We start from the raw sequence: 14,057 nt of genomic DNA on the forward strand, positions 1-14,057 counted from the left end.
TCGCCGTCGTTGCGAGAGACGGAATATTAGTGAAAACCCCGAACGCTGGCAAGCCCTTTGTGAAAATAATTTGAAAAAGGTCGGGCCGGGCAAAAAAACCCGTGATGACAGCGGACCGAGATCCACGGCGCAGGTCGCATGGAGGAGACAGTATCCACGCTGGTCCGGCATCCCACTGCGACGCAACCAACGAAATCGCCTATGCTTGCCGGAAGCTTGCCCATAAGGAAAGGCCGCGCAGCGATCGCAGTCTCTTCCATTCCTCTCTATATATAAAGCGTTCGAGATGGTCCATTCGCGCATCCTCCCGTCGCGCGCTCTCGAAGTCCTGCGGCGCGTGATCACGCTTCTCCCGCTCGTGCTCATCGTCGCCGCCTGCGGTTCGGTGCGCCCCCCTCCCGAGCCGTCGCAGTGGACGAGCCACAGCTCGGCCGCCACGCCCGGTGCGCTCGCCAGCACCCTGGCCCCGGCTGTCCGCGCACATCCGAGCCAGTCCGGCTTCCAACTCCTGGCGACGGGCTCCGACGCATTCACCACCCGCATCGCGCTGGTTCAGGCCGCTCAGCATAGTCTGGACGTTCAGTATTACAGCGCCGGCGAAGACATCACTGGCCGCCTCCTGCTTCAGTCACTGCTCGACGCCGCCAACCGGGGCGTACGTGTCCGTATGCTGGTCGACGACATCAACCGTCGCCATACCGATCCGGCGTTCGCGGCGCTGGATCAACATCCCAACATCGAAATCCGCGTCTTCAATCCGTTCGGCACGCGTGACACCACGCTCATCGAACGCGCGGGCAACCTGCTCACGCGATTCGACCAACTCAACCGCCGCATGCACAACAAGGCGCTGGTCGCCGACAATCAGTTGGCCATCGTGGGCGGCCGTAATCTGGGGGACGAGTATTTCGACGTCAATCCGGAATTGTCCTTCCGCGACTTCGATCTGCTCTGTGCTGGCCCCGTCGTCGACGCCGTCTCCCGCAGCTTCGACCACTTCTGGACGAGCCCACAGTCCTATCCACTCAAGCAGGTCCAGTCGAAGATCGACGACGCGACGCTCGACGCCACGCTCGATGCGTTGGCACGTCATTGGCGCGACGCCGACGGCGTGCCCACCGGACATCTGGCGTTACACCCGCCCGCGCTCGCCGAGCGCCTGCGCAGCGGCAAGCTCCCGCTCTTCTGGGCCACCGCCGAGCTTGCGGCCGACGGTCCCGACAAACTTGACACCCCCGCCGACGAGACCGAGAGTGCGCCCGGCGACACGCTGCGCGACTTGGCCGCGAATGCCCGGCGAGAGGTCTTGATCATTTCTCCTTATTTCGTGCCGCTGGACGGCGGGGTCCGGTTCCTGTCGGCGCTCACGCAGCGGGGCGTCACTGTGCGGGTATTGACGAACTCCCTCGCGGCCACCGACGTCGCACCGGTTCACGCCGGCTACGCGCGTTATCGCCCGGCGCTGCTGCAAGCCGGCGTCGCGCTGTATGAGTTCAAGCCGATCCGTACGAACAACGGGACTCGCTCGCTGCGGCGCATCGCGCTTGGCAGCACGTCGCGTGCGAGCTTGCACGGGAAGGTCTATGTCATCGACCGGCGCGACGTCATCCTCGGTTCGTTCAATCTCGACCCGCGCTCGGTGCGCCTGAATACGGAATTGGCCATCGTGATCCACAGCCCTGAATTTGCGGAACGGATGGCGCGGATTTTCGACCGCGCGACATCGCCGCACGCAAGTTTCCGCGTCGAGTTGGCGCCTGCCAACCCCGCAATGCCGCCACCAATCACCCCGCCTTCTCTGCCAGCATTACGCTGGGTAGGCGAGGAGAACGGCCAACCGCGCACCTTCGACGTCGAGCCCTATGCGTCCTTTTGGCGCAATGCGGTGGCGGGCGCCGTTACGTTGCTGCCGAGCGACGACCTGCTCTGAAATCGGGCGGCACCCGCGAATACCTGAGCCGTGGCGACGCCACTCCGCGCACCGATCTGACACTGACGCGAGGTGAAACCCGTCCGTCGGCCGCAGCCCCGCCGGCACCTTCACCTTTATCCACACTTTCGCCCTCGCCCTCCCCCCTCGCCCAAGACCTGCGGGCTGCTCGGCGCACGCCCGTCGTCCGCCTGGACGGAAAACCGGCATGCGCAAGCCGCCTGCCATGCGCGCTACGCCAATCCCGCCTCGCGTCGCAAACGCACGGCCGAACGGGTGGCGTCACGAACGACCTCGCCAACATCGAACGTAAGGAATCGGCCCCCTTGCCGCAAAATGCGGCCGTCCACGATCACCGTATCGACGTTCTCCGGCTGACCCGAATACACCAGTGAATTGAACGGGTCGAATACGGGGGCAATATCCAGGTCATCCGTGCGAACAAGCATGATGTCGGCGCGCTTTCCCGGGGACAGTGACCCAGTGCGATCGGCTAAATTGAGCGTGCGCGCACCGTCGATGGTCGCGAGTTCCACCAACCGGCGCGGCGTGAGTTTGACGTTCGTGTCGCTTCTCGACTTGTGTGCCCACAACAGGGCGCGCATTTCGTTGAAGAAGTTGGCATTGGCCGATGCCGCCGAAGAATCGGTCGAAAGCCCCATTTGCGCGTGAAGCGCTTCCATTTCCGCAAATTGGGTATATCCGCTTCTCACCGTGGAGTACTGCAGCTCGATGGCGGGCGCGATACTGATGCGCACGTTCGATGCCGCGAGCGTCTGGCGCTCCGCCGCCGTGAACCCTTGCGGATGCACCAGCAGCAGGTCCGAGTTCAGCCATTGATGCCTGGCCATCACGTCGATAATGCCGTGCGTCAGATTCCCGTAGTGCAACGTGTAAGGAAGCTGCATGGCCTGGGCACGCGCCATCGACGTGCTGAGATCATCGAATACGCTTGCGCGCATCGAACCGTCCTTTTCCGTCACAGGCGCGACGACAACGCCCAATGTCAGCCGCGGACGCTTCGGCAGTATCGATTGTCGGACTCGCTCGACATCCTGCCAATCCATGGGTCGCGAAGATGGCTCGCCGAAGCGGCCATACGAGAATCGGGCGCGAACGCCAAGATCCTCCAGCGCCTGTAGATCCGCCCCCGCATGCGCTGGCGAGCGCACGTTGTGACAAAAGTCGTGCACGGTGGTGATGCCGGACATCAGGTTCTGCGCCAACCCGAAGCGCACCGAGTGATAGATGTCCTCCGGCGTCATGACGGCACCGGCACGCGCCTTGCTCGGGAAATAGCCGAAGGTCGGATCGTCGCCGCGCAGGGAGCCGCGCAACAGGCTCGTCCACATGTGCTGATGCGTGTCCACGAACCCCGGCATGACGATCGTACGGCTTGCGTCGATGATCCGCACGTTCGGCAGATCGATACGCGCGGCCACGGCGACGATGGCACCGCCCTTCACGTGCACGTCGCCCACGGGGAATTCGCCGAGTGCCGCGTCCATCGTCAGCACGTACCCGCCGCGCAAGATGAACTCGTCTCGCTCTGGCTGGGCTGGCTGCGAAGGCCGTTCCGCCGCGTGCGACGCTGCCGACACCGGCGCCAGCAGCGCGGGAACCATCATGCTGCCGGCCACGGCGCCGCAGGCTTTGAGAAGATTGCGCCGGTTTCGCTGCATTTCGTTGTTCATATCAGACCTCCTTGGGGGCGACGACGCGTCAAAAGGTGTGCTGGATGCTGACGGTGCTGACGAACTGGTGAGCGCCGCTCGCGGGGCCGGCCGACGCGTTCACCTGCGCCATCGCACCGTTGCCTGACGCGATTTGCAGCGCGGCGTCGACGTACACCGTCGTACGCTTCGACAGCCGGTAGCCGACAAGGGACGTGAGTTGATTGGCGCGGTTGTCGTTCAGCTGGGCGTTGCCGCGCATGTGCGTATATGTCGCACTCGCGTACCACGCGGCGGTGAAGTCGTAACCAACGCTCACGTCGAAGGCGTTGATCTGCGCCCCGGTTGCCGTGTTTCGGGAGAGCGTGGCAAGCGCCGAGATCAACACCTTGCCGAACCCATAGCGAACCCCAAGGCCGATGTTGCGGATGCCATCGTTACCGTTGTTGGTTTGCGGCGACTTGACCATCGTGTACGCCGCACCGATGCCGGCATTCGCGTAGTCGTAATTGACGCCGAAACTGGTCGCGGAGGATCTGCCGAAACTTCCGGGCACGCCGCCGAAGCCGTACATCGCGCCGAACGTCAGGCCCGAGAAATCGGCGCTTTTGAATTTGACGGTGTTGGCGATCGCCTCGCCATTCACGCGATCGAAGTCGAACGACCCTTGCGCGGAATACGACACGCCGAACTTCGCGAACGGCCCCTGATGGGCGGCGTAGGATCCCTCGAAGAAGCTCCCCGGGTAGCGGTTCAACGTCAGGCTGTCGAACATGAAGTCGCGTTGATTCCCGACGGTTACAGTGCCGTATCGATTCGCCAGTCCGACATACGATTCGCGGGAAAACAGGCTGCCCGGACCGCCGAACACGTTGCCATTGACAATGCTGAACAGCGAGCCGAGGTAAAACACGGCACGGTTGCCGCCGCCGAGGTCTTCATCCCCGCGAAAGATCAGGGCGTTCGGCCGCAGAACGCCAGGGTTCGCCGTGACGGCAGCGCCGCCGCCAACGTTGCTCGCGTAGCCCACGCCAGCGCCCAGCAGTCCGCTGATCTCGATATGGCTCTGCGCCTGCGCAGGGTTGGCGAGCGCGCCGCCCAGCAGGCCTGCGGCGATGAATGAACGTACCCAAATGCCGTGATGATTCACGTTGTCTCCCTTGATTTGAACTGGATGCGTGGCAAGGACAGGTTCTGCGCAGGCCCTTGCCCGATAGGGCCAGCCCGCTTCGCATCCGCCGTCTCCCCGAGTTGTGTTCGGGACGCGTGAATGCGACTATTTTTTATGCTTATATAATTGAAACTTAAACTTATTAGACGAAAGGGCATGGCCTCGACCGCCTGCGCCCGACACCGCATCGGGTGTCTGGCAGGCCAGTGTAGGTTCAGGTCATTGCCGGGAAGGTGAATTGTTGGAATCAGCCATCAACCATTGGTTGACGCACGGCTGACGCAGTCGGGGGCGCCGATGGCGGGCCGATAGCGCGAGACTCATGGGTGCGCTACGTACAGAACGGGCCCGTCGCCTCGTTACCGGTAACGCGTTGATGGAGATCGAAAATGAATGTCAGAACCGGTCAGGCGCCACCGTCGCGCCTCAAGCTCAAGTACCTCCAGGCCGTGGCGGTGCTCGATGAAACGCACAGCTTGACGAAGGCCGCCGATCGCCTGAATCTCACGCGCGCGGCGCTCTCCAAGACACTGGCTGCGCTGGAAGACCTACTGGGGGTGAAGCTCTACGAGCGCACCGCATCCGGCATGGTGCCGACGACGTTCGGTCGGACGCTGGCCCGCCACGCCCGCATGATTCTTGGCAATCTCCGCTCGGCCGAGGACGAACTCCGAGACCTGATGAACGAGCACCGCGAGAGCCTGGTCGTCGGCGCCCTGTTCATCGCCATGCCTCAACTCCTGCCGCAGGCGATCGCATTGCTGGCCGAGTCCCATCCTCCTTGCGTCATCACCGTGCGCGAGAGTGGTTCCTTCGGGCTGGCCGCGGGGCTCCACGATGGCAGCTTCGATCTGGTCGTGGGGCGTCTGGTGCCGGAGTATTTTCGCAGCGCGGTCGAACTGGAACCGCTGTCCCACGAGGATCTGCTCGTCATCTGCCGTCGCGAGCATCCGCTTGCCCAAGTGCCGGCACCTGGTTGGCGCGACGTTGCCGGCTATCCCTGGCTGCTCCCGCCCAAGGAGTCCCCGATCAGCCACGCACTGCAATCGCAATTTCTCGCGGACGGCGTACCGGGGCCCGGCATGATCGTCGAGGCGTTTTCCGTCTCCCTCGCGCTCGGGATGCTGCAAACCTGCAACGCGATTACCGTGCTGCCGAGCCGCCTGGCCCATGCCCTGCGCGACAAGGGCGATGTCACGATTCTGCCGTTGCGCCCTCCACCGCTGCCCGCGCCGATGGGCGTGGCATGGCGCCGCGGCGATCCCCTGTCGCCGCTCGCCGCTGCGTTTGTCGAGGCGTTGAAGCGGTGCGCCTCGGCATCCCCACGCTGAGACATCGCTTCTCGCTTTCCGGCGTCACCGCACGCCCCCCAGTCGCTCACGCGCGCCCGCCCCCCCCTTCGGCGCGCGGCGAACCCCGCCTTCGCTGGCGCTCCATACGCTGCAACAAACAATCTCCGTCATCTCATGGAAAACATTTATTGACCGACCGGCCGGTCGGTTTATAATGCGTTTCATATCCCCACACGCCGCGGAGACCTTCCTCTATGTATACGCAAGCCATCGATCTGGCCGGCAACAGCCCCAAGGGTGTGCGCGCCCTGAGCGAGGCGGAGCAGGCGCAACAAGCCCGCTTCGACGCCCGCGTCGCCGCCGATCAGAAGATCGAGCCGCAGGACTACATGCCCGCCGAGTACCGCAAGACGCTCGTGCGCCAGATCTCGCAACACGCGCACTCGGAAGTCGTCGGCATGCTGCCGGAGGGCAACTGGATCTCGCGCGCCCCCAGCCTCAAGCGCAAGGCCATCCTGCTTGCCAAGGTGCAAGACGAAGCCGGCCACGGTCTCTATCTGTATTCCGCCGCCGAAACGCTCGGCACGTCGCGCGACCAGATGATCGACGCGTTGCACTCGGGCAAGGCCAAGTACTCCAGCATCTTCAATTACCCGACGCTCACCTGGGCCGATGTCGGCGTGATCGGCTGGCTCGTCGACGGCGCCGCCATCATGAACCAGGTGCCGCTGTGCCGCTGCTCGTACGGCCCGTACGCGCGCGCCATGATCCGCGTGTGCAAGGAAGAGTCGTTCCACCAGCGTCAGGGCTTCGACGCCCTGCTCTCGATGATGAGCGGCACGCAAGCCCAACGCGACATGGTTCAGGAAGCCGTGAACCGCTGGTGGTGGCCGGTGCTGATGATGTTCGGCCCGAGCGACAAGGACTCGATCCACAGCACGCAAACCATGCAGTGGGGCATCAAGCGCATTTCGAACGACGATCTGCGTCAGAAATTCGTCGACGCCGCCGTCGAACAGGCCAAGGTGCTCGGCGTGAGCTTTCCCGATCCGGATCTGAAGTGGAACGAGGCCCGCAAGGCACACGACTACGGCGAGATCGACTGGAGCGAATTCTGGCGCGTGGTCGGCGGCGACGGCCCGTGCAACAAGGAACGTGTCGGCACGCGCGTGGCCGCCCACGAAAAAGGCGCCTGGGTGCGCGACGCCGCCCTGGCGCACGCCGTCAAGCAACGCCAGCGCGCCGAGAAGCAAGCCGCCTGAGCGGCACGTGCCCAGTCACCGGCAGCCCCCTTACAAGACATCAGGAACGATCATGACGCAAGCAAGCAGCAAGGAATGGCCCCTCTGGGAAGTGTTCGTGCGCAGCAAGATGGGCCTCGAACACAAGCACTGCGGCAGCCTGCACGCCGCCGACGCCGAAATGGCGTTGCACATGGCGCGCGACGTCTACACGCGCCGCCAGGAAGGGGTGAGCCTTTGGGTCGTGCCGTCCGCCGCCATCACGGCGTCGGCCCCCGAAGACAAGGCCGAGCTGTTCGATCCGGCCGCCGACAAGATCTACCGCCATCCGACCTTCTACCAGTTGCCGGAAGAAGTGAACCACATGTAAGCGGCAGCGCGCCGCGTTGATCGGCGCGCCCCATGCGAGACCCCAGAACATGAAACCGACGCAGGAACAATTGTCCTATCTGCTGCGCCTCGCCGACAACGCGCTGATCCTCGGTCAGCGCAATGCGGAATGGTGCGGTCACGGCCCCGTGCTGGAAGAAGACATCGCGCTCACCAACCTGAGCCTCGATCTCATCGGTCAGGCACGCATGCTGTATCAGCATGCCGCCAAGATCGACACCGCGCTCACCGGCATCGCGAAACAGGAAGACGACTACGCCTTCTGGCGCGACGAATTCGCGTTCCGCAACTGGACGCTCGTCGAATTGCCCCACTACGGGCCGACCGCCGGCACGACGGCCGCAGAGCGCGACTATGCGGTGACCATCGTGCGCAACTTCCTCTACTCGGCGCTGATGGTCGACGTCTGGCAAGCCCTCACAGCGTCGACGGATGACGATCTCGCCGCCATCGCCGCCAAGTCGGTCAAGGAAGCGCATTACCACCTGCACCACGCGCGCGACTGGCTGGTACGCTTCGGCGACGGCACCGAGGAATCGCACCGCCGTGCGCAGGCCGCGCTCGACTACCTGATGCCGTACATGAGCGAGATCTTCAAGCCGGACGCGCTGGAAGACACCGTGGCCGCCGCCGGCACCGGCGTCGCGATGGTCAGCCTGAAGGACGCGTGGCAAGCCACGGTGAGCGACGCGCTGCAAGAAGCAACGCTCGACGCACCGGTCGGCGGCGCGTTCGAGAGCACGGGCAAGTTCGGCCATCACTCCGAGCACATGAGCTATCTGCTCGGCGAGATGCAGGGGCTGGCTCGCCAGCATCCCGGCGCGACCTGGTAAGCCACCGCTCGCCGCGCACGTCATGCCTACGATGAATTCGCTCGCCGCTCCCTTCGTCGCTCACTTCGCCGATACGACCATGAATCTGCCGCTCACTCCCCCCGTTGCGCCCGACGTGCTCACGCCGGCCTCGGAGGCGTCGCTGCCGCTCGCATGGCAGACGCTCGAAGCGGTGCCCGACCCGGAGATTCCGGTCGTGTCGATTCGTGAACTCGGCATCCTGCGCGACGTGCGCGTCGTCACGAACGCCAGCGGCAGCGCAGCGTTCGAGATCGTGATTACGCCGACGTACTCGGGTTGCCCGGCGATGCAACAGATCGCCGAGGACATCGACGCCGCCATGACGCGTGCGGGTCTCGGTCCGTGGCACGTCACGACGGTGCTCGCCCCCGCCTGGACGACCGACTGGATCAGCCCCGAGGCGCGCGAAAAGCTGCGCGGCTATGGCATTGCGCCGCCCACGGGCGCGCACGCCGTGGCCGCCGACGCGCCCCGAAAGATCACGTTCTATGGCCGACCGAAGGACGGCGTAACGTGCCCGCATTGCGGCTCGTCCGACACCGAAGTGGTATCCGCATTCGGTTCGACCGCTTGCAAAGCGCATTACCGATGCCGTACGTGCCGCGAGCCGTTCGACTATTTCAAGCCCTATTGATTGACCCGATTGATCCCGCTTCGCGCGTAGCGATGCCGACACTTTGCCCGGCGGCAACCGCACCCGAGCATCAAGGAAGCCCACGATGACGACCCCGCAATTCCATTCGCTGACCATTCGCGAAATCCGGCCCGAGACCGCCGACGCCATCTCCATCGCCTTCACGGTGCCGGACGCGTTGCGCGACGCCTATCGCTTCACGCAAGGGCAGTTCCTCACGCTCAAGACCGAGATCGACGGCGAGGAAGCGCGTCGCTCCTACTCGATCTGCGTCGGGGTGCCCGACTACGACGCCACGGGCGAACTGCGCGTGGGCATCAAGCGCGTGCCGGGCGGCAAGTTCTCGAACTTCGCGAACGATCAGTTGAAGCCGGGGCAACAGATCGACGTGATGACGCCGGACGGCCGCTTCTTCACGCGTCTGTCGGCCGATCACGCGAAGCACTATGTCGGCTTCGCCGGCGGCTCGGGCATCACGCCGATGCTCGCGTTGATCAAGACGACGCTGGCCGCCGAGCCGCACAGCCAGTTCACCCTGGTCTACGGTAACCGCGCGGTGCCCGCCATCATGTTCGCCGAAGCGCTCGAAGACCTGAAGAACACCTATCTGGGCCGCTTGCGTCTGTATCACGTACTCTCGGACGAAGCCCAGGAGGTGGAACTGTTCAACGGCCTGCTCAACCAGGACAAGTGCACGGCTTTCCTTGAGACGCTCATTCCGGCATCGAGTATCGACGAAGCGTTCATCTGTGGCCCTGGCCCGATGATGGACGCCGCCGAAGCCGCGCTCCATGCCGCCGGCGTGGCCAAAGAGAAGATTCACGTCGAACGGTTCGGCGTGCCGACGCCGCAGGTCGCGGCGAAGCCCATCGTCATCACCGACGATACGCCGATGGCGGAGCTGGTCGTCGTCATGGACGGCAAGGAGCGTCGTCTGCGTCAGCCGTATGAGGGCCAGAGCATCCTGGATACGGGTCTTGCCGCCGGTCTGTCGCTGCCGTATGCCTGCAAGGGCGGCGTGTGCTGCACGTGCCGCGCCAAGGTGCTCGAGGGCAAGGTGGCGATGGACAAGAACTACACGCTGGAAGACTACGAAGTCGAGCAAGGCTTCGTGCTGACGTGTCAGGCACGGCCCCTCACGGAACGCGTCGTGGTGAGCTACGACGAGCGTTGAATCTGTGTCGAATCTGCGTTGAGCATCCGACTCGCCGGGGCCGTGCCAACGGTACCGGCGAGTCGAACGCCGGCTTACCAAGTCGTGCGAACATTACGTCAACACGGCGGGAACAGGCGTGAAATCCTGTCAATGTCCCGATTATTTCGGGCATTACGGGAGCGTCAACCCGAGGTTGCGGGAATACCGTAAACTAGCGGGCATGAATACCATCCATGTCGTCTGTGGCGATATCGCCGCGCAGCAGTTGCGCGCGGCGATGGCGCAAGCGCTTCGCGCCGATCCCGTGCTTGTTCTGCGTGACGATCTGGCCATTGGTCCGCTGCGCGAGATCGACGAGAACGAGCGTCAGCGGGCGGCATTCTGGCAACGCGTGCTGCCGTCTGGCGGGCGCGACTACGCGGGAGAATTGCGCGAGGAACTGGCGTCGCTGCAACGCTTGGTCGAGGGCGACAGTGAGGTGGTCTGCTGGCACGGTGACAGTGCGTCGGACCAGCTCACGCTGCGACGCGTGGCCTTCATGTTGCGCAATACGCCCGCACGCCTGAACGAGATCGTGTTGCGTGGCAGCGATCTGGCGCCCCCCGGCACCCCGCAGGACGCCACGCGACGGACAAGCGTCGGCATGTACGCGCCGGAGGTGCTGGCCGAGCGATTTGCACGCATCGCCCCGATTTCGCTGTTGCGCATCGGCCGTCTGTCGTTGGAATGGCGCGCGCTCAAGCAGGTGAACACGCAGGTCCGCCGCTGGGTGAACAACACATTCGAAGGCGCGACGTTCGGCGAAATCGATGACCAGATTCTCGGCCTGGCACCCGTCACCTGGACGCCGATGGCGGCCTTTCTCGGCGAGGCGATGCCGCGCATCGAAGGTTTTTTTGCAACCGACAGTTTTCTGCTGTGGCGCTGCCGCGAACTCGGCGCGGCAGGCCGGCTCGCGTTGCGCGGCGACACCACGGCGCCCGCCGCGTGCGATCTACGACTGGAGTAACCCCCGTTTATGGCACGTACCAAAGCGCCCGATCACGAATCGCAGCGCGAACAGATTCTCGATGTCGCCGCCGAAGCATTCGCTCACGCGAGCTATCCGAGCGCGTCGATGTCAGAGTTGGCCGCCGCGTGCGGCACGTCGAAGGCCCGGCTGTATCACTATTACGCGAGCAAGGACGCCATCCTGTTCGATCTGCTCGAGCGCTACACCAAGCGCCTGATGCTGATCGTCACGGAGGTCGAGGCGCTCGGTCAACGCCGCGGGCTGTCCGAGCGCGATACGTTCCACGAGCTGATCCGCGCCTTTCTGGATGAGTACGAGACGTCGCAAACGCGTCATATTGCACTGCTCAACGACGTGAAGTTTCTCAACGACGAGCAACGCGAGATCGTGCTCAATCGTCAGCGTGACGTGGTCGCGGCGTTTGCTCGTCAACTCTCCCGAGCGTTCCCTGACCGGGTGACCAAGCACAATCAGACCGCGCTCACGATGATGCTGTTCGGCATGATCAATTGGACCTTCACGTGGCTCAAGCCCGGCGGTCGCATGCGGTATCGCGATTTCGCCAACGAGGTGATCGCCGTGCTCGAACACGGGCTCGTTACCCCGCTGCCGGGCGGGATCGAAGCCGCCATCCCCGCGGCGGTGGCGCCGCCGCGCACTTAGCAAGCAGTCACTCACTTACAAACAAAGGGCGACAAATCGCCCTTTTTTGTTGCCTCGCAGCAACTCGCCGCCGAACGACATTGGGGGCTACATCGAGAAATGACGCGACTCTTCAGCAACTTAGACGTTTCCCTCCACACGCCCCCGTCATTAACTAGGGTTTTCACCTAGCCAATCAGGTATAATTCTTTTGCGTCGCACAATCCAGTGCACGCACTAAAGAATACCCAAGGATTGCGCCATGACTGCCCCGAACCCCACGCCCGACGTCGCACGCGCGACGGTTGCCGCCAACGAGCGGTCGAGCGTGCTGATTCGTGAGCTGACTTCCGGCGATATCCATCGACTCCAGCGCCACTTCCTGGCGCTCGGCGAAGAAGACCGTCTGCTGCGTTTCGGCCAGATCGTCACCGACGACGTGATCACCCGCTACGTCGCCAGCCTCGACTTCTCGCGCGACAGCGTTTTTGGCGTGTACGACGACAATCTCGCCCTCGTGGCGGTCGCTCACGTTGCGCGTCTGCCGGAAGGCAAGAACGGCCGTGTCGCCGAATTCGGCGTCTCAGTGCTCGAATCGGCCCGTGGACGCGGTATCGGCTCACGTCTGTTCGAACGTGCCACGATCCACTGCCGCAACCAGCGCGTCGACACGCTTTACATGCACTGCCTCTCGCGCAATGCCCGCATGATGCGTATCGCAAAGAAGGCCGGTATGGAAATCAACTACGCTTACGGCGAAGCCGACGGCTATCTGAGCCTGCCCCCCGCCGACACGCAGTCGATGCTCTCGGAAATGATGCAGGAACAGGTCGCCGCCTTCGATTACGCGGTCAAGCGTCAGCTTCGCACCGCCCGTCGCCTGTTCGGCGCACTCCTGCCGAACCAGCGCGCCGCCTGAGCCGCGCATCCACGCTTCCCCGAAAAAACGAAACCCGGTCAGTTGGCCGGGTTTTTTGTTCGCGTCAGAATAGCGGGCACCGCCGACTTACGGAAGCGGAAGCGCTGTCGTCTCCTTGAGCTGATCGAGGACGAAACTCGTTTTGACGTCGACCACGCTCGGATGCACGAGCAATTGCGCCTGCATGAAGCGCGAGAAGTGCGCCATGTCGCGCACGTGCACGCGCAGCAGGTAGTCCATGTCGCCCGCCATCGCGTAGCAGCCGACGACCTCCGTCCAGGTATCGACCACGGCGCGGAAGTGTTCGATGACCGAGCCACCCTGCCCATCACCAGGATGGCGCTTGTCGAGCCGCACATTGACGTAGGCCAGCAGGCCGAGGCCGATGCGCGTGGGCTCCAGCAAGGCGACATAGCCGCGAATGACGCCCGCTTCCTCCAGACGACGGATGCGTCGCAGGCACGGGCTCGGCGAGAGCCTCACCTGCTCTGCGATTTCGAGATTGGACAGCCGGCCATTGCTTTGGAGCAAGGCGAGAATGCGGCGATCGATCTTGTCCAGTTCGAGTTTTGGCACATTATTCCCCGTTATTGCTAATATTTCGCAATATTATTGCGCTAAATGCCAATCTCAAGGAATCCATCTCCCTGATTCGATGATTACGGGAGATTACAGCAAAGGCGCTCGCGACAAAAAAAAGCGCCACCGGGTGAGGTGGCGCCTTGGGGTATCGGGGCGCATCGCCGGTGGGCGACGCCGGTGGGACATCGGGTCGCCTCAGCGACGCTGGAATTCTCGCGGATCGATCGTGCGCTGGTCGAGCGGGCCTTCGTAACGCTGCGGCGATTGCGTGGAACGCGGCTGCGTGATCGGGCTAACCGGCTTAACGATCGGGATGGGTTCGGCCGTCGTGTCGCGCGCCATTTCGTCGGCGCGAGCGACGCTCACTTCCAAGGTCAGAAACGAAGCGGAAACCAACAGGAATTTGGCGATGTTTCGTTGATTCACAGTGACTCCTTCTTACGTATTGCGGTATTGCAAAGCGCACTGACTGTGCGCAGAGTACGTACCCAACGTGTCGGGTAAAGCATTAGTAGCCATTCTGCCCGCGCCGTTCCCTCTCGCCGCCAACCGTTACACGTT

At 63.6% G+C, this 14,057-nt stretch carries 14 protein-coding genes; 10 read left to right on the forward strand and 4 right to left on the reverse strand.

Translation table 11 applies throughout. The annotated features are described in order from the left end of the window. The first annotated feature begins 337 nt into the window (after nt 1–337). Nucleotides 338–1,930 (forward strand): phospholipase D-like domain-containing protein, encoded by a 1,593-nt coding sequence (locus PSO31014_RS20960; protein WP_246176933.1) that lies wholly within the window; start codon nt 338–340, stop codon nt 1,928–1,930. A 233-nt stretch (nt 1,931–2,163) separates the two neighbouring features. Here PSO31014_RS20960 and PSO31014_RS20965 read toward each other — a convergent pair whose 3' ends face one another. Further along, a complete protein-coding gene (locus tag PSO31014_RS20965) occupies nt 2,164–3,624 on the reverse strand; it encodes an amidohydrolase family protein (protein ID WP_246176938.1) in 1,461 nt (486 codons plus the stop codon). 28 nt (nt 3,625–3,652) lie between these two features. Next, on the reverse strand, nt 3,653–4,753 hold the full coding sequence (locus PSO31014_RS20970; protein WP_150553384.1) for a porin: 1,101 nt from the start codon (nt 4,751–4,753) through the stop codon (nt 3,653–3,655). Nucleotides 4,754–5,163: 410 nt separating this feature from the next. Here PSO31014_RS20970 and PSO31014_RS20975 point away from each other — a divergent pair, with 410 nt between their 5' ends. From PSO31014_RS20975 to PSO31014_RS21015, 9 genes are all read left to right on the forward strand, one after another. Next, on the forward strand, nt 5,164–6,105 hold the full coding sequence (locus PSO31014_RS20975; RefSeq protein ID WP_150553385.1) for a LysR family transcriptional regulator: 942 nt from the start codon (nt 5,164–5,166) through the stop codon (nt 6,103–6,105). Nucleotides 6,106–6,320: 215 nt separating this feature from the next. Further along, nucleotides 6,321–7,328 carry a 1,2-phenylacetyl-CoA epoxidase subunit PaaA gene (gene paaA, locus PSO31014_RS20980; protein ID WP_150553386.1) on the forward strand — a complete coding sequence of 336 codons (1,008 nt, stop codon included), beginning with the start codon at nt 6,321–6,323 and terminating at the stop codon, nt 7,326–7,328. Nucleotides 7,329–7,380: 52 nt separating this feature from the next. Next, a complete protein-coding gene (paaB, locus tag PSO31014_RS20985) occupies nt 7,381–7,677 on the forward strand; it encodes a 1,2-phenylacetyl-CoA epoxidase subunit PaaB (protein WP_017234991.1) in 297 nt (98 codons plus the stop codon). A 49-nt stretch (nt 7,678–7,726) separates the two neighbouring features. Continuing rightward, on the forward strand, nt 7,727–8,530 hold the full coding sequence (gene paaC / locus PSO31014_RS20990; RefSeq protein WP_150553387.1) for a 1,2-phenylacetyl-CoA epoxidase subunit PaaC: 804 nt from the start codon (nt 7,727–7,729) through the stop codon (nt 8,528–8,530). A gap of 79 nt (nt 8,531–8,609) precedes the next feature. Then, on the forward strand, nt 8,610–9,185 hold the full coding sequence (gene paaD / locus PSO31014_RS20995; RefSeq protein ID WP_425494897.1) for a 1,2-phenylacetyl-CoA epoxidase subunit PaaD: 576 nt from the start codon (nt 8,610–8,612) through the stop codon (nt 9,183–9,185). Between the two features lie 85 nt (nt 9,186–9,270). Further along, nucleotides 9,271–10,359 carry a 1,2-phenylacetyl-CoA epoxidase subunit PaaE gene (gene paaE, locus PSO31014_RS21000; protein ID WP_150553389.1) on the forward strand — a complete coding sequence of 363 codons (1,089 nt, stop codon included), beginning with the start codon at nt 9,271–9,273 and terminating at the stop codon, nt 10,357–10,359. Between the two features lie 202 nt (nt 10,360–10,561). Then, nucleotides 10,562–11,350 (forward strand): DUF1835 domain-containing protein, encoded by a 789-nt coding sequence (locus tag PSO31014_RS21005; RefSeq protein ID WP_150553390.1) that lies wholly within the window; start codon nt 10,562–10,564, stop codon nt 11,348–11,350. A 9-nt stretch (nt 11,351–11,359) separates the two neighbouring features. Then, nucleotides 11,360–12,016, forward strand: coding sequence for a TetR/AcrR family transcriptional regulator (locus PSO31014_RS21010; RefSeq protein ID WP_150553391.1), 657 nt, complete (start codon nt 11,360–11,362; stop codon nt 12,014–12,016). 241 nt (nt 12,017–12,257) lie between these two features. Further along, complete coding sequence (locus tag PSO31014_RS21015; RefSeq protein WP_150553392.1) at nt 12,258–12,914, forward strand: GNAT family N-acetyltransferase; 657 nt, start codon at nt 12,258–12,260, stop codon at nt 12,912–12,914. An 87-nt stretch (nt 12,915–13,001) separates the two neighbouring features. Here the strand turns inward: PSO31014_RS21015 and PSO31014_RS21020 are convergent, their stop codons facing one another. Next, complete coding sequence (locus PSO31014_RS21020) at nt 13,002–13,490, reverse strand: Lrp/AsnC family transcriptional regulator (protein WP_017234984.1); 489 nt, start codon at nt 13,488–13,490, stop codon at nt 13,002–13,004. A 201-nt stretch (nt 13,491–13,691) separates the two neighbouring features. Then, the gene (locus PSO31014_RS21025; protein WP_150553393.1) at nt 13,692–13,922 is read right to left on the reverse strand and encodes a hypothetical protein; all 231 of its coding nucleotides are present in this window, start codon (nt 13,920–13,922) and stop codon (nt 13,692–13,694) included. Nucleotides 13,923–14,057: the final 135 nt, after the last annotated feature.

The organism is Pandoraea soli, from assembly GCF_902459595.1.
Taxonomy (GTDB): Bacteria; Pseudomonadota; Gammaproteobacteria; order Burkholderiales; family Burkholderiaceae; genus Pandoraea; species Pandoraea cepalis.